At 40.5% G+C, this 16940-nt stretch carries 15 protein-coding genes; 13 read left to right on the forward strand and 2 right to left on the reverse strand.

Going from position 1 to position 16940, the window contains the following annotated elements; all coding sequences use genetic code 11:
• Positions 1-504 precede the first annotated feature (504 nt).
• The 8 genes from atpH to BN200_RS03675 all read left to right on the forward strand — a co-directional run bounded on the left by atpH (position 505) and on the right by BN200_RS03675 (position 8586).
• Positions 505-1089 (forward strand): ATP synthase F1 subunit delta, encoded by a 585-nt coding sequence (atpH, locus tag BN200_RS03640; protein WP_019221102.1) that lies wholly within the window; start codon positions 505-507, stop codon positions 1087-1089.
• On the forward strand, positions 1089-2624 hold the full coding sequence (atpA, locus tag BN200_RS03645; protein ID WP_019221103.1) for a F0F1 ATP synthase subunit alpha: 1536 nt from the start codon (positions 1089-1091) through the stop codon (positions 2622-2624). Before atpH ends, atpA begins: the two co-directional genes overlap by 1 nt.
• Before the next feature lie 20 nt (positions 2625-2644).
• Positions 2645-3556 (forward strand): F0F1 ATP synthase subunit gamma, encoded by a 912-nt coding sequence (locus tag BN200_RS03650; RefSeq protein WP_019221104.1) that lies wholly within the window; start codon positions 2645-2647, stop codon positions 3554-3556.
• Between the two features lie 19 nt (positions 3557-3575).
• Positions 3576-5171, forward strand: coding sequence for a F0F1 ATP synthase subunit beta (gene atpD, locus BN200_RS03655; protein WP_019221105.1), 1596 nt, complete (start codon positions 3576-3578; stop codon positions 5169-5171).
• A gap of 74 nt (positions 5172-5245) precedes the next feature.
• The gene (gene atpC, locus BN200_RS03660; RefSeq protein WP_195886754.1) at positions 5246-5662 is read left to right on the forward strand and encodes an ATP synthase F1 subunit epsilon; all 417 of its coding nucleotides are present in this window, start codon (positions 5246-5248) and stop codon (positions 5660-5662) included.
• A 23-nt stretch (positions 5663-5685) separates the two neighbouring features.
• Positions 5686-7347, forward strand: coding sequence for an MFS transporter (locus BN200_RS03665; RefSeq protein ID WP_019221107.1), 1662 nt, complete (start codon positions 5686-5688; stop codon positions 7345-7347).
• Positions 7344-8348 carry an HlyD family secretion protein gene (locus BN200_RS03670; RefSeq protein WP_019221108.1) on the forward strand — a complete coding sequence of 335 codons (1005 nt, stop codon included), beginning with the start codon at positions 7344-7346 and terminating at the stop codon, positions 8346-8348. Before BN200_RS03665 ends, BN200_RS03670 begins: the two co-directional genes overlap by 4 nt.
• 73 nt (positions 8349-8421) lie before the next feature.
• On the forward strand, positions 8422-8586 hold the full coding sequence (locus BN200_RS03675; protein WP_154645971.1) for a hypothetical protein: 165 nt from the start codon (positions 8422-8424) through the stop codon (positions 8584-8586).
• A 229-nt stretch (positions 8587-8815) separates the two neighbouring features.
• Here the strand turns inward: BN200_RS03675 and BN200_RS03680 are convergent, their stop codons facing one another.
• The gene (locus BN200_RS03680) at positions 8816-9100 is read right to left on the reverse strand and encodes a hypothetical protein (protein WP_019221110.1); all 285 of its coding nucleotides are present in this window, start codon (positions 9098-9100) and stop codon (positions 8816-8818) included.
• Between the two features lie 264 nt (positions 9101-9364).
• On the opposite strand from BN200_RS03680, the gene ispG reads away from it, so the two are divergent.
• The 4 genes from ispG to BN200_RS03700 all read left to right on the forward strand — a co-directional run bounded on the left by ispG (position 9365) and on the right by BN200_RS03700 (position 14332).
• On the forward strand, positions 9365-10606 hold the full coding sequence (gene ispG, locus BN200_RS03685) for a flavodoxin-dependent (E)-4-hydroxy-3-methylbut-2-enyl-diphosphate synthase (RefSeq protein WP_019221111.1): 1242 nt from the start codon (positions 9365-9367) through the stop codon (positions 10604-10606).
• 684 nt (positions 10607-11290) lie between these two features.
• Positions 11291-12037 carry an AAA family ATPase gene (locus BN200_RS03690; protein WP_019221112.1) on the forward strand — a complete coding sequence of 249 codons (747 nt, stop codon included), beginning with the start codon at positions 11291-11293 and terminating at the stop codon, positions 12035-12037.
• Positions 12021-13130 carry a HesA/MoeB/ThiF family protein gene (locus tag BN200_RS03695; RefSeq protein ID WP_019221113.1) on the forward strand — a complete coding sequence of 370 codons (1110 nt, stop codon included), beginning with the start codon at positions 12021-12023 and terminating at the stop codon, positions 13128-13130. Before BN200_RS03690 ends, BN200_RS03695 begins: the two co-directional genes overlap by 17 nt.
• Before the next feature lie 62 nt (positions 13131-13192).
• Positions 13193-14332, forward strand: coding sequence for an MFS transporter (locus BN200_RS03700; protein ID WP_019221114.1), 1140 nt, complete (start codon positions 13193-13195; stop codon positions 14330-14332).
• Between the two features lie 686 nt (positions 14333-15018).
• Here BN200_RS03700 and BN200_RS03705 read toward each other — a convergent pair.
• Complete coding sequence (locus tag BN200_RS03705; protein WP_019221115.1) at positions 15019-15921, reverse strand: polyprenyl synthetase family protein; 903 nt, start codon at positions 15919-15921, stop codon at positions 15019-15021.
• A gap of 325 nt (positions 15922-16246) precedes the next feature.
• Here BN200_RS03705 and rpmF point away from each other — a divergent pair, with 325 nt between their 5' ends.
• On the forward strand, positions 16247-16426 hold the full coding sequence (rpmF, locus tag BN200_RS03710) for a 50S ribosomal protein L32 (RefSeq protein WP_011181291.1): 180 nt from the start codon (positions 16247-16249) through the stop codon (positions 16424-16426).
• Positions 16427-16940: the final 514 nt, after the last annotated feature.

Here is a 16940-nt window from a genome sequence, read left to right on the forward strand (position 1 = left end):
TAGCGGTAGCGTAGCGGTGCGGTAGCGGTAGCGGTAGCGGTAGCGGTAGCGGTAGCGGTAGCGGTAGCGGTAGCGGTAGCGGTAGCGGTAGCGGTAGCGGTAGCGGTAGCGGTAGCGGTAGCGGTAGCGGTAGCGGGGGAACCTCCTGCTCAAAATATTTTACCAAAAATGTTCCATTTTAAAACTAAAGAACATCTTTTCTTTACTGTCCTCACACTTTAATAAAACAAAAAAGAGACTTGAAAAATCGCTCAGAGAATGCCAAAAAGAAACACAGAAAAACCAATGGTTCTCTGGAAAATCATTTCCAAAAATATTTTGAATGTTTTGTCTAAAATTTTCAAAAAGCAGCCATTTGTGGTGTTGCCAGTCGGTTATGTCTATGCTAGAAACCGAAAAGTTTTTTGTTCTGGATTTTAAGAAACAGATTCTTAAAATTTAGGTGCTCATTCATTTCATCTGATAGCTATCAGAGAATCGCTCAAGGGAAAGAGGCGGTATTTCGTGTCGAATTCATTTTCTCTTATACCGCTGCCATTGGTGAATCAACGCTATGCACAGGCATTTTTTGATTTCCTTCAAGAAAAAGGCCTTGTCGAAAAGGTTGAAAAGGCAGTCGAATCTTTTTTGGTGGTCTTAGATCAAAATGAAGACTTAAAACGCTTTGTGCAAAGCCCTTTCTTCTCCGTAAATGAGCAGGTCAAAGTTATGCAGTCTGTTTGTGAAAACATTCAGTTTGCTGATGAGGATGCTGGTCAGATTCTGAGCCGTTTTTTGCGTGTTGTCGCGCTAAACCATCGCCTGCGTGCCTTGTCTGGTATTTTACAGGCTTTTCAGCGTCGTGTTGCTCTCTCTCGTAGGGAAGTGTCAGCACAGATTATTTCTGTACGCCCACTTGATTCTCAGCAGAAACAAGAGTTGCAAGTCGCTTTGGAAAGTGTCGTTGGGGGGAAAGTTTTGCTCAATATCTGTGTCGATCCAACAATTCTTGGTGGGCTGATCATTCGTCTTGGATCATCACAGATCGATACGTCCCTTATGGCGAAGTTGTCTTCGCTTAAGCTTGCATTGAAAAAAGAGGTCAGCTGATGGATATTAGACCATCTGAAATTTCAAAAATTCTAAAAGAACAAATTAAAAACTTTGACCAAAAGGCTGAAGTTTCAGAAATTGGTTGGGTTTTGTCTGTGGGTGATGGTATCGCTCGCGTTTATGGTTTGGATAATGTCCAAGCAGGGGAGATGGTCTCCTTTTCAAATGGTGTGCGCGGTATGGCACTCAATTTGGAAATCGATAATGTCGGGGTGGTCATTTTCGGGTCAGATCGTGATATCCGTGAAGGCGATTGCGTTAAACGACTCGGTGCTATTGTCGAGGTACCTGTCGGTCCAGCTTTGCTAGGGCGCGTTGTCGATGCACTCGGAAACCCTATAGATGGTAAGGGACCCCTTAAGGCAACAGAATATCGTCGTGTCGATGTTAAAGCTCCAGGTATTATTCCTCGTCAGTCCGTGCATGAGCCAATGTCTACAGGATTGAAGGCTATTGATGCGCTCATCCCCATCGGACGGGGACAACGTGAGTTGGTGATCGGTGATCGTCAAACAGGAAAAACAGCGATTTTGCTCGATACCTTCTTGAACCAGAAACCCTTCCATGAAAAAGGTGCCGGGAATGAGCAGGATAAGGTCTATTGTATTTATGTTGCTATTGGTCAAAAACGTTCAACTGTGGCGCAATTTGTGAAAGTTCTAGAGGAGCGCGGAGCGCTTGAATATTCCATTATCGTAGCGGCCACAGCGTCTGATCCTGCCCCTATGCAATTTATCGCCCCTCTCGCCGGTTGTGCAATGGGCGAATATTTCCGTGATAATGGACAACATGCTTTGATTGGTTATGATGATCTTTCAAAACAAGCTGTCGCTTATCGTCAAATGTCTCTTTTGCTGCGTCGCCCACCTGGTCGTGAAGCCTATCCTGGTGATGTTTTCTATCTTCATTCGCGTCTTTTAGAGCGCGCGGCAAAGCTTAATGCTGAAAATGGCTCCGGGTCTTTGACCGCTTTGCCTGTCATCGAAACACAGGCTAATGATGTTTCTGCCTATATTCCCACAAATGTGATTTCCATTACTGATGGGCAAATTTTTCTAGAAACTAATTTGTTTTATCAGGGAATTCGTCCTGCTGTGAATGTTGGTCTTTCTGTCTCGCGTGTTGGTTCCGCTGCACAAATTAAAGCCATGAAGCAGGTCGCTGGTTCCATTAAAGGGGAATTAGCACAATATCGCGAAATGGCTGCTTTCGCACAGTTCGGTTCCGATTTGGATGCCTCAACGCAGCGCCTTTTAAATCGTGGTGCCCGTTTGACAGAGCTTTTGAAGCAACCGCAATTTTCTCCATTGAAAACAGAAGAACAGGTTGTTGTTATCTTCGCAGGTGTCAATGGTTATCTTGATGCTTTGGCTGTGGCTGATGTCGGTCGATTTGAGCAGGGACTTTTGATCCTTTTACGCAATGATCACGCAGATCTTTTGCAGGCAATTGCCGATCAAAAACAGATAACCGATGAGATCAAGGATAAGTTGGTCGTTGTTCTTAATACTTACGCAAAGAATTTTTCGTAATGAGTTGATGGAATGCTGCAATGGCGTCATTAAAGGATCTTAGAGACCGTATCGCCTCGGTTAAGGCAACACAGAAAATCACCAAAGCCATGCAGATGGTTGCTGCGGCAAGGTTGCACCGTGCACAAGAGGCGGCTCAGTCTGCCCGTCCTTATGCGCAGCGGATGGCCGCTATTTTGGAAAATGTTGCTATGGATGTGGACCCTATCGATGCTCCACTTCTCATGCGTGGGACTGGACGAGATGATGTTCATCTCCTCGTGGTCTGTACTGCTGAACGTGGGCTTTGTGGTGCTTTTAATGTGCAGATTGCTCGTCGGGCTCGCGAACATATTAAGACATTGCTTGCTGCCGGTAAAATCGTTAAAATTTTAACCGTCGGAAAAAAGGGAGCAGATATTTTATCCCGTGATTACAAAGCTTTGATGATTGATCATATCGATTTGCAATCCGTGAAGCGAATTGGTTTTGCAGAGGCGGCGATGATTAGTCAGAAAATCGTTGATTTATTCGATGAAAATGCTTTTGATGTTTGTACGCTGTTCTATTCTGAATTCGTTTCAGTGATTAATCAGCGTCCCGTCGCTTTTGGTTTGATCCCTATGGTGCCTCCAAGGGGTGCTGTTGAAACAAGAGAGGTTGAACAAAAAAGAGACAGTAGTGTGCGGCTACAATCCATCGTTTATGATTATGAGCCTGATGCAGCTTCCCTTTTGGATGAGCTTGTGCCACGCAATCTTTCTGTGCAAATCTTTCGGGCTTTGCTTGAAAATATTGCCGGTGAAATGGGCGCAAAAATGACGGCTATGGACAATGCATCGCGCAATGCAGGTGAAATGATTAATAAATTGACGGTGGCTTATAATCGTCAGCGTCAGGCACAGATTACGACCGAATTGATCGAAATTATTGCGGGCGCTGAAGCGCTTTAAATTGAAAAGGTAAGAATTGATGGTAAAAGCAGTGACGTCAAGTAAGGAAGCAGCAAAAGTTGAGAAAAAAAAATCTCCTGCTCGTTCGGGCGTGAAAAAGGCCACCTCGAAAACGCAAGCTGGTGTAAAGGATTCCTCTGGTCCTGTGCATACGTCTCCTCAAAAAGGTCCGCTTGCAGAAGCAGCAGTTGGTGTGATCAAACAGGTTATTGGTGCTGTCGTTGATGTGCAGTTTGAAGGCACTTTGCCAAATATTCTGAATGCATTAGAAACAGATAATTTAGGCAATCGATTGGTTCTAGAAGTTGCTCAGCATTTGGGTGAAAATACTGTGCGTACCATTGCTATGGATACCACCGATGGGTTGGTCCGTGGTCAAAAAGTTTTTGATACAGGAACACAGATCAGTGTTCCCGTTGGTGAGGCAACACTTGGTCGTATTATGAATGTGATTGGAGAGCCGGTGGATAATGTGGGCCCCATTGCGACAAGTAAAACCCGTTCCATTCACCAAGAGGCTCCTGAATATGTCGAACAGTCAACCGCATCAGAAATCCTGGTGACTGGTATTAAAGTCGTTGATCTGTTAGCACCTTATTCTAAAGGCGGGAAGGTTGGCTTGTTTGGAGGCGCCGGTGTCGGTAAAACTGTTCTCATTATGGAGCTTATCAACAATATTGCAAAGGCGCATGGTGGCTATTCAGTGTTTGCTGGTGTTGGTGAACGTACACGTGAGGGAAATGATCTTTATTATGAAATGATCGAAAGTCGCGTGAATGTCAATCCAAAAGACAACAATGGTTCAACAGAAGGATCAAAATGCGCACTCGTTTATGGGCAAATGAATGAACCACCAGGAGCACGTGCACGCGTGGCTCTTTCAGGATTGACCATTGCAGAAAGTTTCCGTGATGAGGGACAAGATGTTTTGTTCTTCGTGGATAATATTTTCCGTTTTACGCAAGCTGGCGCTGAAGTGTCAGCTCTTTTAGGGCGTATCCCTTCTGCTGTGGGGTATCAGCCAACTTTGGCAACCGATATGGGGGCTCTGCAAGAGCGGATTACCAGTACGAAAACGGGTTCTATTACCTCTGTCCAAGCTATTTATGTTCCTGCCGATGATTTGACAGATCCTGCTCCCGCAACATCTTTTGCCCATTTGGATGCAACCACTGTTCTTTCTCGTTCTATTGCTGAAAAGGGTATTTATCCAGCAGTTGATCCACTCGATTCTTTCTCACGTATGCTTGATCCATTGGTCGTGGGGGAAGAGCATTATACGGTCGCTTGTCAAGTGCAGACCATTTTACAACGCTATAGATCTTTGCAGGATATTATTGCTATTCTCGGAATGGATGAACTTTCTGAAGATGATAAGTTGTTGGTGGGGCGTGCTCGTAAAATTGAACGTTTCCTTTCGCAACCTTTCCATGTTGCTGAAGCCTTTACCGGTTCACCCGGAAAACTGGTGCCTTTAGAAGAGACAATCAAAGGATTTAAAGGACTTTGCGCCGGTGAGTATGATGATTTGCCAGAAGCAGCTTTTTATATGGTCGGTTCGATTGATGAAGCCATTGAAAAAGGAAAGCGTCTTATTGCAGAGGCTTCTTCATAAAAAGAAAGTCTGTAGTGAATGTTTGTTTTAAAAGAGGATAGGGCGTCCTCATATCGAGTGTCGTGGAGATTTGTGTGGAAAACAAGAGAGTAGACCATTTTTTGTTTGAGATTGTGTCTCCTGAAAAACTTGTGTTTTCAGAGCAGGTGGTGTCTGTTGTTCTTCCTTCAGCCTCAGGTGCTTTGACAGTGATGGCGCATCATGCACCGCTGGTGGCAAGTATTGTGTTGGGAAGTGTGCGCGTTCTCACCTCTTCAGGGGAAAAGCTGTTTACTGTTTGCGGGGGCGTTGCCAATATTACCTCTTCGGGGTGTTCTGTTCTGGTGGAGCGTGTTGTGGCTGTTCAACATCTTTCTTTTGATGATTTGGAACAGCAGATTTTAAAGGTGCGAGCAACGTTAGAAGGGGACTCAAATGATGAGATCAGTCATAAAATAGAAGACTTTTTTCAGCAGTTGAAAGTTGCTGATGCTGGGCTGACGGAGGCATAATAGATTATACAGGAAAAAGTGACGTGAGCGGCAGAAGGAATGCGGTTTTATCTGCTAAAAGAGGGGGAAAGCCCTTTCCCCATCCCGGTGTCGTTTTTGCCGGGCCTTTGCCAAAATGTTTCGTGTATATTTTAGCCTCTTTTATTTTGCAGTGGGCTTATGGTTTAGGGGCAAATATTGTTCAATCTAATATTATCTATCTTACCGGTGATTTCCATGCAACTCTGACGGAAACAACATGGTTGGTGGCTGCTTATATGGCGCCAAATGTCAGTGTTGCGATCATGTTGATCAAAATCCGATATCAGTTTGGGCTTCGGGCTTTTGCTGAACTCTCAATCCTTGGCTTCGTTTTGGTTTGTGCTTTGCAGCTCTTTGTCACGGATTTGCGTTCTGCACTGATCATTCGTTTTTTTGCTGGTGTTGCTGCGGCGCCGTTGGCTTCACTGGCATTGCTTTATATGATGGAGGCTTTTGCACCAGCAAAGAAGTTCACTGTTGGTCTTAGTTTGAATTATATGAATGCTGCTTTAGCAGCGCCTTTATCACGGTTGATTTCTCCTGATTTGTTGGAAAATGGTGGATTTTTAAGTCTTTCAGCACTGGAAATGGGATTGGTTCTTATCAGTTTGGGATGTATCTATGCTCTCCCTCTGACACCTGTTGTCCGTAACAAGGTCATTCAGAAGTTAGATTGGGTGAGCTATAGTTTGATTGCTCTTGGTCTTGGACTCAATGCCGTGATTATGTCTGTTGGAACTTTGTATTGGTGGTATGAAGCACCTTGGATTGGCTGGGGGCTTGCATTGGCTGTTTTCTCTTTGGTCGTTGCCACAATTATTGAACTGAATCGAGAAAAACCATTGATTGATTTACGATGGATTTGCAGTAAAGAAATCGTACAGCCTGTGCTCATTTTATTGGTTTTTCACGTTTTCCTCTTAGAGCGATCAAGTTTAGCAGCAAATTTTTTTAATCTCTTTGGTTTGTTGAATCGTGAAATGATGCCAATGTATCTTGCTGTTACATTTGGCACCCTTCTAGGCGGAGCCGCTTGTGTGTTTTTTTTCCGGGTGGGGCGTGAGGATTATTTTTATCTTTTATCTTTGGGATGTTTGGCTGTTGGTGCTTATTTAGATAGTCATGTGAACCATTTAACGCTCCCAAAAGATATGATGTTGAGTCAGGGGTTGGTGAGTTTTAGTTATGCGCTCTTTTTGCCTCCTGCTCTTTCTAGGGGGTTTGTGATAGCCGGTGAGCGAGGACCGCGTTACGTTTTGAGTTTTATTACTGTTTTTCTGCTGACGCAAGTGACCGGCGGATTAATGGGATCGGCTTTTTTTGGCAGTCTGCAGCTTTTTTTCGCTTATAAAAACTTTGAGTCCTTAACGCAAAATATTGTTGTAACAGATCGCCTTATTTCAGGTGAGATCAATACCTTATTTTCGTCTTCTTTTTGGGGGACAAATCCTTATAGATTAGGGGACGAGCAAGGCGTATCTAGGTTGATTGAAAAACTTAAATTAACCGCAAATATTTTTGCTTACGATGATGTGTTTCGGCTATATTTTTATATTTCAACGGTTGTGTTTGCTATTTTTCTTGCCAAAATATTTTTAAAGTCATGCTCTTTGCGTAGCTTTGAAAAGCAGAGCAATCTCATACAGGAGGAGTGTAAAAAGTGATAAAAGCATTACGGTCAAGAGCGACGATTATTGCATTCCTTTCAGGAATTACAGGTTGCTTGCTGATTTTATGGGCTTGGAAACTTCCCCCTTTTGTGAGTACAATTCAAATAACCGATAATGCTTCCGTTAAGGGCAATATGACTCTGGTGAGTTCACAGATCTCTGGGGTGATCGCACGGATTTATGTGCAGGATTACCAAAGAGTTGAACAGGGAATGCTGCTCTTTGAACTTGATGATTCCCTCTTTCGCCAACAGCTTGCAAAGGCACAGGCTGTGTTGGATTCAAAAAATGCAAAACTTGCAAGCGTTGTTTTGCAGGCGCAGCTGTTGCAGGGAGAGATTAATACAGCAGAAGCCGAATTGACCCGTTCGCGTGCATTCTCTAATGTCATTCCTGAAAACAAGAAGTTAGGCTTTGGGGATGGGGCCAGTTCCGTTTCTCGTCCTCTTTCGCAATTATTGGCAGCACTTGAAACAAAACGCCAGTTGCAAAAACAGTTGGATCTTGAACGGCAAAGTTTGCAGTCAGAGGTTGCTGGAGCAAAGGTTGGCGTTGAATTGGCTAAGCTTAATCTAAAGCACACGAAGATTTTATCTCCTAAAACAGGATATGTTGGATTGGTTGGGGCGCGGGTAGGACAATATGTTTTGCCTGGTACGCAATTGGTGTCACTCATTTCTGATGATATTTGGATTATTGCCAATTATAAAGAAACGCAACTTTCTCAGATGCGTGTCGGGCAGCCTGTTGTTTTTTCTGTTGATGCATTGAACAATCAGAAATTAACAGGACGTGTGGTTCGTTTCGCGCCTGCCACAGGTTCGGAATTTTCACTGTTAAAAACAGATACTGCAATTGGTAACTTCATCAAAATTGCGCAACGTATTTCGGTGCGTATTTCTTTAGATCCTGGACAGGAAGGGGCAGAGAAACTCATTCCTGGTATGTCTGTTGTTACTTATGTCGATACTTCACAACGCGGTCCTGGAAAATAACATTTGCTCTTTTGCGTTTGATTTTTATCCCTTTTGCTTATAGAAAATGCGTCTTTATTTTGGAAAATTTTGTTTGGTCTGTTCTGTGAAGAGGGTTGTTTTATCGAAATTGCGCGCTCTATTTGTTTTTGTGCCTATTTCTTTAGATCCTAGACAGAAAGGGGCGGAGAAACACATTCTTGGTATGTCCGTTGTCATGTTTTATGTCGATATTTTACAACGCGGTTCTGGAGGCTAAGATTTTGGGCTTTTTGAGTTTGATTTTTATCCCTTTTGCTTACAGTAAATGGGCTTTTACTTTAGAAGATTTTGTTTGGTATGTTATAGTGCATATCTTAAAATACTTTTTTCTAAGCTGAAAATTGTATGATATTTTATAATATTCACAGGAATAGAGAAAAATACCCACTTTACAGTGGGCATTGGAAAGTGGGCTATTGGGAAAAGTCTCAGGTAGGGGTATGGTTTTAATGTTTACGGACCAGCAAGAAGCCCGCTAAAGCTAATCCTGCCGCTAACGCAAGGGTTTTTTTAGGGTTTTCTTTTGCTTTTTTTTTCAATTCTGTAACATGTTCGTTGAGATGGTAAAGTGCGTGGTGGCCTTTTTGTTTCCATGTCTCAAAGATGTCAGAGATGTTCTCAAAGCTGTTCCTCTGAGAACGCAGATGACTCACGGGAACGAGTTCGTTTTTTAATTGTGCGATGCGCTTTTTAATTTTAGCATTTTTAGTGTGGGGCGAAAATAGGCACATGGGTTTCCTCCTTCATGTGATATAGTGTTGCATAGAGTTGGAATTGTGTTTGGGGTTTTGTTATAACGGCTTAAAAATTGAAAGGTTGCATTGTTTGCGCTTGCTTGCTTTTTAGTAAAGCGAAAAAGCTGAGAGTTTTGGCACAGTGAGAGAGTATTTCTTTCATTCATTTTTTCAAGTTGTACTGTTTTTTATAATTGTGCTCTGGCAGGCGTTGCCATAAAGGATAATCAATAATGCAGGTTTTGAAAATTTGAGGTCTTGATGAACACAGGGTATTCTTTATCTAAACCTCTTGAGCGTCGCCGGTCTGTTGCCGTTGCGGTTGGTGATGTGCTGGTTGGGGGGCACAATCCAATAGTTGTTCAGTCAATGACCAATACGGATACTGCTGATGTGGATGCAACAGTTGCACAAGTTGCTGCTCTTTGGCAGGCTGGTTCGCAATTGGTTCGCATTACGGTTGATCGTGATGAAGCGGCAGCGGCTGTGCCTAAAATACGGGAGCGATTGGAACGCTTAGGGTTCATTGTACCATTAGTGGGGGATTTTCATTATATTGGACATAAGCTTTTATCAGAACATCCTGCCTGTGCTGAGGCTCTGGCAAAATATCGGATCAATCCTGGGAATGTTGGCTTTGGTGCAAAAAAGGATCGTCAGTTTGCTGAAATTATCGAGATTGCTTGTCGTTATCGTAAACCTATTCGCATTGGGGTGAATTGGGGGTCACTTGATCATGTATTGTTGACACGGCTTATGGATGAAAATGCTAAGCAGGAAAAGCCTTTATCTGGCGGTGAAATTATGCGGGAAGCTGTTGTTCAGTCGGCTCTTCATTCCGCTGTTTGGGCTGAAGAGGTAGGGTTGAGACGTGATCAGATTATTCTTTCTGCAAAAGTGAGTGCTGTACAAGATCTCATCGCTGTTTACAGTACTTTAGCGGAGCGTTGTGATTATGCGCTCCATTTGGGCTTAACAGAAGCAGGAATGGGAACAAAGGGCGTTGTGGCTTCTTCTGTGGCTTTGGGGATTTTGTTACAGCAAGGAATTGGTGATACGATTCGTATTTCCTTAACACCTGAACCCGGTGGAGATCGGACACGGGAAGTCAAGGTTGCTCAGGAGCTTTTGCAAGTCATGGGGTTTCGACAATTTTTGCCCGTTGTTGCGGCTTGTCCTGGATGTGGACGCACAACTTCGACAGTGTTTCAGCAATTAGCACAAAAAATTGAAGCAGATTTACACAAAAATATGTCCATCTGGCGTGAAAAATATCCTGGTGTTGAAAGTTTAAAGGTTGCCGTGATGGGCTGTATTGTCAATGGACCAGGAGAATCAAAACATGCTGATATTGGTATTTCATTGCCTGGAGTGGGTGAAAGTCCGGCAGCTCCTGTCTTTATTGAAGGACAGAAGGTAAAGACTTTACGCGGAAACCACATTGCTGAAGAATTTGAAACACTTTTGAGTGATTATATTCATACACGCTTTGGGCAAGTTTGAAAAAGACTCCGAGAGCTCACTGTTTTCAAATAAATTCATTTGCAAACTAAGTGTAACATTATTTCCAGTCGTTTTATGAATTTCATTGTAGCTTAATAATGCCATTAGAATTTTCCTCATGAGTGGGGAAAATTTCGTTTTTCTAAAAATCTCATTACTTAAATTTTGTGATAAAAGTTTTACAGCTTTTGGATTGTAGAGCTCTACACTTGTTTTTTCAAATGTCTCAAATATCTCAAAAGGCATCCTCTATTACCATAACATTTTCTTATGCAAGTCATAGAATAAACGATCGTAAAATCAAAACTATGCAAATGGTTGGAAGTACTCTCTCTCCGAAAAATAAAAATTCACTTCGGACAAATATTTGCAGATTTGAGACGTTATCAAAAAACATGGTCTGAGCAATTCTGTAACTGCATAAGACATAAAATTTATTATTTGACATAATTTGATACAAATGCAAAGTTAGAATGGGGGAAACTTTTTCTTCCAAATATTATTTTAAACGAGGAGGTTAAAATGAAAGTAGAATCAAATAGTAAAGTGGTACTAGGAACGAAGATCAAATCTTATTCCTCTACATCTGCTAAAGTAAAATCTTTGATTTGTGATTCTTTATTGTCGTAACTAAAAATATTGGAAGGGGTTGTTTGACCCCTTCTTTTTACAGTTTGAGGTAATATGTATTTACAGAGTGAAGATGCATTGTTATTGGCTGGGAATATAAGAAAATGTGGAGTCAATCTGAATATCCTTGGTTTAGGAAAGAGATCTCCCTATATCGGTCGTGAAGATGCAATAAGAATGGCGATGATTTTTTTATTCTGTGCTTATAAGAAAAGCATTGTCATTTCTGGTTCTGCCGGGTGTGGAAAGACTTCTTTTGTGCGTGAGCTTGCTTGTAGACTTAATCAGTCTAAGTCTATGTCGAACGGATATGTCATATTGGAAGTTAATTTAGGGAGTGTGATATCTGGTACTGGATTGCGGGGGGAGTTTGAACGAAAAATTGGAATTTTAATAGAAACTGTTTCTCCATATGAAAATGTCGCTCTGTTTATTGATGAAGGACATTCAATCGCTCATACCAGAAGTGATGGGGGTATTGGTGCTATGGATTTATTTAAACCTTTTATGCTGGAACAGAATTTAAAGCTCATTATAGCAACTACCTCTACTGAATTAGCACATATTCAAGAAGATGCTGCGTTTTTTCGTAGATTTCATCATATCCGCTTGGATGAGCTTTCAATAGATGAAAAAATGAATGCTATAAGGCTCCATATAAAATATCTTGAAGAGTATCATGGGCGTAAATTTTGTTTTGATAATTTTAATTTTGATAACACAAAAGATTTGCACGATTTATTGAGTCATGTAGATCTTCAGCTTGCGGGGAGGAGATTTGAAAATGAATTTGCTATATGAAAACAAGTATGTTTACTCTTATACCATATCAGCAAGGCAAGAAGGTGATGAGGTTTTGATAGGGGCAGATATACAGAACGTTATAGCTCTTGATATGAGTGATACATCACCAAATGTTATAAAGGCTTTGGCGTGTTTTGATGCTGAGAATATCATAGGTGATATAATATTAAAATGTAATCTCAATTCTGCAGAAAGCGAAGAGTTTTTATATTTAACAAAATATATGCTTGATAATAGAATAATAGAACCCCCCTTTTCGAAGGAAGTTTCTCTTAGAAACGCTGGGCTTAATGAGAAGGAATATAAAAGATTTGATAGACAAATTAACTTATTTAAGCATGTATCAGGTAATTTTGATGATGCTCTTTTTGCTAATTCCAAATTGAAAGATGCTAAGGTAACTATAGTTGGTTTGGGTGGATGTGGAAGTTATGTTTTTTATGCATTATCTGCAATGGGTGTAGGGCATATTAAAAGCTATGATTTTGATATTGTTGAAGAATCAAATTTATCTAGGCAAATACTCTACAATTATAATGATTTAGGCAAAAAAAAGGTTGATGTTGCTAGAGATAAAGCACCATACATTAGCCCTTCGACTCAATATGAGTTCTACGATGAAAAAATAGATAATATAGAGAAAGCATGCCGTTTGTTCGAAAGTGCTGATCTTGTTATATCCGCAGCAGATAATCCAAGGCCAGATTTTTTTCATTTGATGAATAAAGCTGCTTTTAACATGAGTGGTGCGCTATTATATGTCGGTTCGGCTACGGTAAATGCTATTGTTGGGCCACTTATTATTCCAGGTAAAACCAGATGTTATGCATGTGTGAATCAGAATCATGTGAAGGATGTTAATGAATTTGAATTTGTTAAGAATATTAAGCAAAACTATATGAATACTTTGATAGATCCGTATAATGCGGTTGCTGGTTCTTTGGCTGCTCTTGAAGCGGTGAAATATTTAACAGATTTTGACAAATGCCAAATTATAGAAAAAACATTGTTCATTAATTTTTCCGGATATCAAATTGATAGGACTGAAGATCCCTATAGCGGTTATTGTCCTATTTGTAATAAAATGTGAGCTTTTATCTTTATATAAAATGATATATGAGATGCCTTTTTTGGCGCTATTGGGGGGAATGAATGGCAAGCATATTAGCCTTTGGGTTTTTATTTAACGGTATAAGAATTTTAACAGGCGCCTTTATTGTCTTTTATATGCTGGAAAAAGGCTTAACGCTTATTGATATTGGTATCATTAAGTCATTTCAAGCTTTTGTTATGATGGTGATGGATATCCCTCTTGGATATTTTGCCGATCGAAAAAGCTATAAAATATCTATCATTTTGGCAGCCGCTTTTGCAGCTACATGGCTTTTTCTCATGGGCTTTTCTACAAGCTTTTATGGTTTTCTTTTGGCAGAAACTTTTAATGCTTTGTCGCTTACATTAATTGCTGGTGCCTATAACGCCTTACTTGTTCAATATGCAAAAACAAAAATGACATCGACTAAAAAGGTGCTTGGATTAAGTTCTCAATATAATTATATCGGCATGTTTGTCTTTAGTTTAATCGGTGCTTATTTTGCTGATTATTCTAGCCAATATATATGGTACATCGCAGCATTTTTAATGATGATGACCACATTCTTTGGCTTGTTTTTTTTGGATGACCTTAAAGGAGAAAAAAGACCTAGCCACAGAAATTCTCTTCAGGCAAATTTTCTCGCTTGTGAAGCTAAAGAGATGATCTCTATTTTTGTTCAAGTTCCTTATATCTCTTTATACTTTTATTTTTCATTGATTTTTTTCAATATCTTTTCGCAATATTGGCAGTGGATCTTTAAAGATCATCATATTCATGTCACTTATTTTGATCTTGGGGTGACATTTTCCCTGATATTGCTCTCTCAGCTCTTGGCTAGTTTTCTCTTTACAAAACTTAGTGAGAAGATAAATTTTGTTTTATTGCTGCTTCTTTCAGCCTCCCTGATTTTTACAATGGTTTTCTTTGAACCAAGAAAAGAAATTGCTGTCATTTTAGTTTGTATGATTTTTTATCTCATTAAGTATACCTATCTGCGTGTGGAAGTTATTTTGCATGATTGTATAAGCGATCATTTCAGGGCTACATATGAGTCTTTCTTGTCAACCGTTGGGAGGCTCAGTCTCTTGGTATTTTTTTACATGAGTGCATCTATGGTCAATGTGTTTGGCTTTTTCTCACTCGTTTATATTTTTGCTATTTATTTATTGATTTACTTGTTGACAGTATTTTTTTAAGAAGGAACGCTCAAAAAAGCTCAGTGAGATTATGATTATACGTGTGTTTTATAAATTCATGTGCTTTTTTAAGAGACATTTCTCAGCGCACAAAAGCTCAATTTCACGACAGCGTTTGTAAATGGTATAGCGTAACATTGTGATTGTGCACCACCCTTTTTGCTTATGAAAGAGTAAGCCACTACGGTCATACCTATTTGCTATCTTCCAATGTTGCTCCAGCCTTTGGCACTTGAAACGCTTCATAAGAGGTATTTTATCTCTTTCTTTAAGAGTTTTTATCCAGACAGAAGCCTCACTTAGACACACAAAAAAGTGATTCTCATTGATTCACTATGAGAGGGGTTGAGATAAGAGAATTTTATGGTATCAGAAATTTTATTGAATATGCAAAATGATAAATTTATCTTTATAAATCAATGTACTGTAATAAATAAGATTATCTGTTCATTAAAAGACTAAGCAAAAGACTAAGCCAAGATTTGTTCCAAAAGCGGCAAGTTATTCGGTCAATTCTTGGGATTCATTGCCAATACTCGCTTCTACTTGACAAGCAAAGCTTATGAAGGCGGCTGTTTTCACGTGTTGCAGAGTTGTGATATTCTTGCTGTCTTGTTGTCCTTTCACTCCGTGTGCGATAAAGGTCGCAATAGAAATTTTTTTGCGTGTTTTGCTGTGGTGGGTTTTTAATTTTTGCGTGTTGCGCTAAAACGAGCAGCTTGTTGAAGTGGTTTTGCTTTGCTGCCAAAAGGGGTTAAAAGCGCTTCTGCTTTAGCGATCAGTTCGTCTCGTTTTTTTTGTGTTTCTTCAATGCCATAAAGACGAATAAAAGTGGCTTTGTGCGCTGTTTCATCTTTTCCAGCGGTTTTGCCTAAAACTTTAGTGCTAGCGGTGACATCAAGAAGATCATCTGTTAACTGAAAGGCTAAACCAAGATATGTTCCAAAAGCAGCAAGTTGTTCAGTCAATTCTTGGGACACATTGCTGATGATTGCACCTGCTTGGCAAGCAAAGCTTATAAGAGACGCTGTTTTCATGTGTTGGAGAGTCGTGATATCATTGCTCTCTTGTGGTTTTTTTTCTGCTTCAAGGTCAAGCATTTGTCCGCCTATCATGCCACCAAGTCCTGACGCTTGTGAAAGAGCGGTGATCAGTTTGATTCTGGTTTCACAGGAAAGTCCACAGGCTTTATGGGCAATGATTTCAAAGGCAAAAGTCAAAAGGGCATTGCCTGCTAGAATTGCTGTGGCTTCATCAAATGCTCTGTGGACGGTGGGTTGTCCGCGGCGGAGTGTGTCGTTATCCATGGCGGGAAGATCATCATGAATCAGAGAATAACAGTGGACACATTCTAAAGCACTTGCTACGTCGAGAGTGTGTTCGGCAGGGATGTCAAAAAGTGCACCACTTTGAATAACCAGAAAAGGACGTAACCGTTTTCCACCACTAAGCACACCGTAACGCATGGCTTTGAGTAAAATTTCAGGACGAGCAATTTCACCACTCTGGACTTGATCACTTAACAAGGTGGAAAGCCGTTTTTCAACATTGTGGGCATGTTTTGCAAGAAGAGTTATAAATTCATGCATTCTTGTTTCCTTTATTTTGTAAAATGAAGTGTTAGAATTGAGTGCATAACATAAAATGTAACTCTTTTTTGTTTTATCAATTTGCGTAAGCTTTAAACTCTGTCTTGTAAGTTTACTGTTTGACTGTACTGTATGTGCCTGTCGTGTTAAAGCCAAACAAAAAATTAAAAGAATGTCTAGTCAAAAGACTTTAATCAGTGTATAACCCTCTTAAATTTTGTAATGTTTTTTGAGAAGAGCATTGTCAAATTTATGATGTTTTTAATAAAAAACAATCATGTTTGGCATTGCTTTTTCTCTTTTAATGGATTTGGAGTGTCTCTTTATGGCTGTACCTAAACGAAAAACCTCTCCATCGAAACGGGGTATGCGCCGTTCGGCTGATGCCCTTAAGGCGCCGACTTATATCGAGGATAAAAATTCTGGTGAGCTGCGTCGTCCTCATCACATCGATTTGAAAACCGGAATGTATCGCGGACGTTCAGTGTTGCCTGCTAAAGATTGAGATTTTTATCTCTCTATCAGTGATGGATTCATTTGATTCAGAGACAAATGAATCTGTGAGGCGAGTGGATCTGCGCAGAGCTTTTGTTTTTCTCTTCTCTTTCTCAGAGAGCAGATGGACTTCTTAATTTTTCTTCTGTATTTTTGTTATCTTAACATGTGGCTCTTGCCTGTGCACTTTGTTTTCAATGTGCTTATGTAAAGAGGCTGTAGAGGTTGTCTTTTTTTATTGGCTCTCGCTGAAAGAGTTCGGTAAGGGAATATTTTCCTTCATAGTGTTCTTAAAAGCCTCTTGAAAAGAGAGGGGTAAAAGCAGGAGAGAGAGAGCAATGCCATGACAGGATGTGAGGGCAAGAGATAAGGCTCAACATCTCATTTCGCTTATATCATGTTCTAATTCCGCCAATATTGTTGTATGGAGAATTCCTGGGAAGAATGGGGGATTTCCTCTCAAATGTTCTTTCTGTTGATAGAAGGTCACTGATATAAAAAAACCAGCATTCTGCTGGTTTTTT

The organism is Bartonella senegalensis OS02 (assembly GCF_000312545.1).
Classification (GTDB): domain Bacteria; phylum Pseudomonadota; class Alphaproteobacteria; order Rhizobiales; family Rhizobiaceae; genus Bartonella; species Bartonella senegalensis.

What these genes read in the sequence shown, in the direction of transcription:
- atpA (WP_019221103.1), top strand. Translation starts at nt 1,089, where the DNA reads ATGGATATTAGACCATCTGAAATTTCAAAAATTCTAAAAGAACAAATT.
- BN200_RS03650 (WP_019221104.1), top strand. Translation starts at nt 2,645, where the DNA reads ATGGCGTCATTAAAGGATCTTAGAGACCGTATCGCCTCGGTTAAGGCA.
- atpD (WP_019221105.1), top strand. Translation starts at nt 3,576, where the DNA reads ATGGTAAAAGCAGTGACGTCAAGTAAGGAAGCAGCAAAAGTTGAGAAA.
- BN200_RS03680 (WP_019221110.1), bottom strand. Translation starts at nt 9,100, where the DNA reads ATGTGCCTATTTTCGCCCCACACTAAAAATGCTAAAATTAAAAAGCGC.
- ispG (WP_019221111.1), top strand. Translation starts at nt 9,365, where the DNA reads ATGAACACAGGGTATTCTTTATCTAAACCTCTTGAGCGTCGCCGGTCT.
- BN200_RS03690 (WP_019221112.1), top strand. Translation starts at nt 11,291, where the DNA reads ATGTATTTACAGAGTGAAGATGCATTGTTATTGGCTGGGAATATAAGA.
- BN200_RS03695 (WP_019221113.1), top strand. Translation starts at nt 12,021, where the DNA reads ATGAATTTGCTATATGAAAACAAGTATGTTTACTCTTATACCATATCA.
- BN200_RS03700 (WP_019221114.1), top strand. Translation starts at nt 13,193, where the DNA reads ATGGCAAGCATATTAGCCTTTGGGTTTTTATTTAACGGTATAAGAATT.
- BN200_RS03705 (WP_019221115.1), bottom strand. Translation starts at nt 15,921, where the DNA reads ATGCATGAATTTATAACTCTTCTTGCAAAACATGCCCACAATGTTGAA.
- rpmF (WP_011181291.1), top strand. Translation starts at nt 16,247, where the DNA reads ATGGCTGTACCTAAACGAAAAACCTCTCCATCGAAACGGGGTATGCGC.